Origin of the sequence: Bradyrhizobium sp., assembly GCF_016462955.1 — a bacterium.
Taxonomy (GTDB): Bacteria; Pseudomonadota; Alphaproteobacteria; order Rhizobiales; family Xanthobacteraceae; genus Bradyrhizobium.
The window spans coordinates 16,317-20,340 of the sequence record NZ_JAEMSD010000067.1 but is presented as its reverse complement, the minus strand read 5'-3'; the positions used below and the strand labels follow the sequence as shown (position 1 = coordinate 20,340).

At 59.3% G+C, this 4,024-nt stretch carries 4 protein-coding genes and 1 pseudogene; 2 read left to right on the top strand and 3 right to left on the bottom strand.

The features are described 5' to 3' along the window. Both JHD07_RS10170 and JHD07_RS10165 read right to left on the bottom strand, forming a co-directional pair. Positions 1-289, bottom strand: a pseudogene (locus JHD07_RS10170) (hypothetical protein); the annotation flags it as partial. 99 nt (positions 290-388) lie between these two features. Next, complete coding sequence (locus JHD07_RS10165) at positions 389-937, bottom strand: hypothetical protein (protein ID WP_100179062.1); 549 nt, start codon at positions 935-937, stop codon at positions 389-391. Between the two features lie 319 nt (positions 938-1,256). Here JHD07_RS10165 and JHD07_RS10160 point away from each other — a divergent pair, with 319 nt between their 5' ends. Continuing rightward, a complete protein-coding gene (locus tag JHD07_RS10160) occupies positions 1,257-1,595 on the top strand; it encodes a DUF3768 domain-containing protein (protein ID WP_212065526.1) in 339 nt (112 codons plus the stop codon). A gap of 211 nt (positions 1,596-1,806) precedes the next feature. After that, complete coding sequence (locus JHD07_RS10155) at positions 1,807-2,166, top strand: hypothetical protein (protein ID WP_291621567.1); 360 nt, start codon at positions 1,807-1,809, stop codon at positions 2,164-2,166. Positions 2,167-2,363: 197 nt separating this feature from the next. On the opposite strand, the gene JHD07_RS10150 is transcribed toward JHD07_RS10155, so the two are convergent. After that, positions 2,364-3,140, bottom strand: a complete 777-nt coding sequence (locus tag JHD07_RS10150; RefSeq protein WP_100179059.1) for an FtsK/SpoIIIE domain-containing protein — start codon at positions 3,138-3,140, stop codon at positions 2,364-2,366. Between the last annotated feature and the right edge of the window lie 884 nt (positions 3,141-4,024).

Here is a 4,024-nt window from a genome sequence, read left to right as displayed (position 1 = left end):
TCTTGATGGCCTGGCCAGCGTCGAAGAACGCTTCGATGAACATCGGCGCGTTGTCCCCAGCCTCACGCATGTAATCGTCGAGATCGCTTTCAGCCCAGCTCAGTGAGGAGCTCTGGTGCGCGGGGCGGCCCGCCGCATCCGCAAAGTAGCGCTTGTAGTGCTCGATAATTGGCTGACGCTGGCCGTATTGGCCCGCAACCCGCTTGATCAGGACGGCGAATTCATCGATCACGCCCCTGGCGATTTTGCCAGGAGATCTAAAGCGCCAGGAGGGGTCGAAATTCAGCACCGTTCTGCTCCGCGCCGCTGGGTAGGATGTCGATTTGCCACGCATCGTCGCGAGGCGCGTCGTAAAATCGCATTTGTGCTTTTGCGACGCTACTGAATATTACCGGTGCGCGGCGTTCAGCAGCTCCAAGAACTGCGTGTCGGGAAAGCAGACGATATTGGCGAACATATCGTCGTGGGCCTTCTCGATCTCTCGCAGTTTCGCCGCATAGGCGCAAATGCGCTGGATCTTGTTGATATAAGCCGCGGGGCCAATCATCACGCCGATAGAGCCGAGCAAGCTGGCGTTGGTGATGCCACCCAGGATGTGTTTTGACGAGGTCGAGTACTCAAGCTCAATGGCCAGCAGGCAACGGGGGTTCGGGTTGTAGTAGAACCCGCCATGGTTCTGACGGGTGACCTCGTTTCTCAGGTGGAGCAGCAACGGATGTTGCCCATAGCGGTCGATGCTCTCCAGGTCCGCATCCTTACGCTCACGCGTGACATTGAATGGCCCAACGGCAATATCCAGCCGTGGAGCATAGAGCGTTCGGCCGAACACGTCGTCGGTCGCATCCGAGCGGACGCTCCATTCAGATTTCACCAGGTCCCGAGGAAACACAGCACCCAGGGCATTCTTGATCGCCGCCTGGACTTCCTTCGCGCCCACTGGTCTTCCCCCATCCGATGCAAGTCTGTGGCAGCATTTGCCGTGCGTAAAGCCGAATCCTCACCAGAAGTTGGGTCAGGGCCGCGGAACGCTCGCTACTGCTACACATCCACTCTATTGGTTCGAGCTTAGCTTCCCCATTGAAGATCTGCACCACCCGGCCGGCAAGGTCGGGTGAATAGGTCTGCAGCGCAACCCGTCAAGGCATCCACGCGGCTTTGCACGCGGAGCCTCCTTGACTGGTCGCTCAGGCCTGCTGCCCTCGGATTCTCCCGACCGGCCGCGATGGCGCAGCCGATAACCAACGGGAGAAACTCAAATGCTCAACGACACCAACACCGCAACAATCCGCAGCCTCAACGATGGCTTCAGGCGCAACCTCGTGTTTGGCGGCACCGTCCTGCTTACCCAGGGCGTAACCTGCCTCGAACCGGATCGTGTGGCCGAGCTGCTCGAAGCGGTGCGTACGTTTGACAGCTTCACGCCCGATAACGACCCGCACGGCGAGCACGATTTCGGCGCCATCGACCAGAATGCCGTCCGCTATTTCTGGAAGATCGACTATTACGATCTGTCCAAGAAAGCTTACTCGCCTGATCCGGCCAACTCGACCGTTACCCAGCGCGTGATGACGATCATGCGGGCCAACGAATACTAGGAGGCGCCGACATGACCAAGAGCGACGAAGCGACGTTGCGCTCGTGTCACCAACACAAAGCCCCGCTCGACAACGGGGCAAAGCCACCATAGCACAAGAGGGGGATGGGTATCTAAGGAAAACAGTCGGCGCATGCGTTCGGCCGCGCTGCGGCCTCCGCAAGCGCCCGACTATCCCCTGGGTACAATAGAAACCAACGAAAGCACATTCCATGGCCTCGACAGCATGGCTCTCCACCATCACCATCAACACCGATAGCGCATCACTGCGACGCATGCGCGGCTCTCTCCGGCGCGACGATACCGTTGTGCCGTTCCGCGACAGTGACGTCATCGCCAAGTACATCAACCACGTCCTCGACAGTAATGGCGCCTGGGACGGCATTGACGCAGGCATAACCGTTACCCGGGCCAAGCCCGTGCGACAGCCGTGGCAGAAGGGCCTGGAACAAGAACTACAGCCCTTGCTGGCCGAGTTCTCCCCTAAGCGCCGCCGCCAGCTCAACGGGCTCGCCTGTTGTGCCTTCGGCGCCCTGATACTGCTCGCCTGCTTTGTCACGTTCGCGCTTTGACATGCAGATCCGATTGCCCGACTACCCTGCTGCTTACCCAGCACGATGGGTGCCGGTCTTTGCATCGCAGCTCTTGCCCACGGGCAAACGGCCTGTGATGTTACATAGGTATCTTAGGAAAAGAGAGCGGCTGCTGCGCGCGGGCCGCTGGCGCGGCCCGTGCTCGCATCCGCTGGCGTGTCCTGCTCTCCCTTTGGTCAAAGCAACTCTACCCCAGGCACGATGTGTGCCTGCACACGACGCAGAGCGCCGGTCCTGGTGTCGTAATAGTAGAACCGGCCATCAGGCAGCTCGGTCGGCCGTTCACTCAGCCGCTCGTAATCGTCCCCGATGTCCAGCATGGACCGCGCCATCAGGCTGCTGCCGCAACGCAGCACCAGCCTGCACCCGAGGAGATTCCGCAGGGCGCTTGGTATCGCGTCGTCCGTAGCTTTCTGAACCGCTATTACGATGATGATGCCGTAGGCGCGCGCGCGCCGGGCAAGACTCAGCAGGTTGGTCATCAGCCGCTTCGCCTTGGACTTATCCTCCCGTTCGGTCGCCGCGTCGATCGCGGTTTGCAGTTCAGTGAATTCGTCGACTATCAGCGCGACGCGACCACCCCGCCACAGCTGCCAGCGGTTTGCCCGCATGACCGCGGAGCGCTCGCGGGCGAGCTCGGCGAGCCGGTCAACGACCGTCACCACGTCGTCGAACTCCCACACCACCGTGGCCTTGCCGTTCTCCCGGTAGCGGTCGAACTCCACGCCGTCCTTGAGGTCTGCCAGGATCACCTCTTCGAAGTCCGGCAGCGCCAGCATTTGTGCGCATAGCAGATGAAGCAGAATCGATTTGCCTGCACCCGAGACGCCACAAATCAGCGTGTGCTGCAGGTGCTTCAGCTCCACCTTGAAGAGGTCGCCGGTTTTTACCTCCGTACCAAGAATAAGACCGCCAGGAGCCACGACAGTAAAAGGTATGGGTCCTGACAGCAACTTGAGCCGGGCTTCCTCTTTTGCGGCGGCAACCTTTTGTTCGGCTTACCTCTCTTTGCGCGGGAAAGGTGCACCGCATCGATCGGCCGTAGTTGATCTCACTATATTGCTCGCCGCTACTTCCCCGTACCCCTCGTGAGCCGTTAAGCATGCGTCGTTCAAGGAAGATGCCGACGATGACGAGAGGTGCGATCGCGGCCGTCGACGGCGCGGCCGCTGACGACCGGCTGACGCCTCCGCCAGCTTGAATCGCCGACCTTCGCTCGGCAGCGTCTTCACGTCGGTGCTGGTGAGCAATGCGGCCAAGAAATATTCATTTCAACGCCGGACCAGCGAGAGGACAAAGGCGGTGACCCGGAATCATCGATGACGAAAAGGTTCGGTCGCAAATGGAGTCAGATGGAGGACTAATCCAGAGAACCGATAAATGGGGTCAGTCCGCTAACTGATTAGCTTTGGTCGCACACGGAGTCAGTTCTTCGACTGATAAGGTTTCTAACAAAACGGAGTCAGTTTGCCGACTGATAAGGAAAGACTACAAACCTTATCAGTCTGGCGAACGAGCCGTGATCAGTCTGACGAAAGGCTGTTCAGCCTGTAATTTTGCGCTCCTCATGTATACTTCCGACTTTGAGCAGACGATTCATGTCCACCGTCGGCTGCGGGGCTGAAGCCGACCTTGTCTCCGCGCGGTCGCCTTTGCTTCAATCGGATCGAGCGAGACGGATACACTCGATAAGACTATCTCTGCTCAGCACATATGGCCGACGAAGACGAGGGCTCGTCCGAACTCTTCAGGATTGCAAAACTTAACGGAGACTTCCGACGTAACTATGGTCCGCTGCTGGGCGCATTTCTGTATCTGAGGTCGATCAGCGCCGCCC